Origin of the sequence: Pseudomonas sp. EGD-AK9 (assembly GCF_000465935.2) — a bacterium.
Lineage (GTDB): Bacteria > Pseudomonadota > Gammaproteobacteria > Pseudomonadales > Pseudomonadaceae > Aquipseudomonas.
On the sequence record NZ_AVOF01000756.1, the window covers coordinates 1 to 753 of the forward strand.

At 70.9% G+C, this 753-nt stretch carries 2 protein-coding genes; both read right to left on the reverse strand.

Features of this window, described 5'->3' with window-relative positions:
• Positions 1-345, reverse strand: a 345-nt coding sequence (locus tag N878_RS23590; protein ID WP_021445961.1) for an NAD(P)-dependent oxidoreductase, incomplete at its 3' end; no start/stop codon positions are given.
• A gap of 42 nt (positions 346-387) precedes the next feature.
• Positions 388-753 (reverse strand): enoyl-CoA hydratase/isomerase family protein (locus N878_RS23595; protein WP_031303938.1); only part of this gene is annotated, 366 nt, incomplete at its 5' end.

Consider the following 753-nt stretch of genomic DNA (forward strand, 5'->3'; position numbering starts at 1 on the left):
GGCGATGCCGAGCTCACGGGCAGCGGCGTGCACCTTGCGCGCCGACTCCGGGGCGATGGTCGAGCATTCCAGCACCAGGGTGCCGGCCGGCAGTTGCGCCAGCAGGCCGGCGTCGCCCAGGTACAGGCCTTCGACATGACGGCTGGCCGGCAGCATGCTGATCACCACCTTGGCTTGGTCGACCGCCTCGGCGGCGCTGTCCGCCGCCAGGGCGCCTTCGCCGGCCAGTTCGTCCACGGCGCTGCGCACCAGGTCGAAGACCTTGAGCGGGTAGCCGGCCTTGAGCAGGTTGCGGGCCATGGGCAGGCCCATATGGCCGAGGCCGATAAAGGCGATCTGGGTCATGGTTTGGGTTCTCCTTGTGCTGATGCCTCGGGGAGCGAAGGTTTACAGATCCGCCAACGGATGCGCGCCGTCCCAGGCCGGGGCAAAGTGCGCTTCGATCACCGCCGGCGGGATGGCCGCCACGTCCGGCCAGTGCCAGCGCGGCGTCTGGTCCTTGTCGATCAGGCGGGCGCGCACGCCCTCGGCAAACTCCGGGTGGCGGCAGCAGTTCAGGCTCATGGCGTACTCCATGCGGAACACCTCGGCCAGCGACAGGTGACGGGCGCGGCGGATCTGCTCCCAGACCAGGTGCGCGGTCAGCGGGCAGCCGCCGGCCAGGGTCTTGGCCGCACGGGCCAGCAGCAGGTCGGCGTCGCCGTGCAGGCCGGTGATGGCCTGTACCGCGGCGGGCAGGTCGGCCACGTCGAG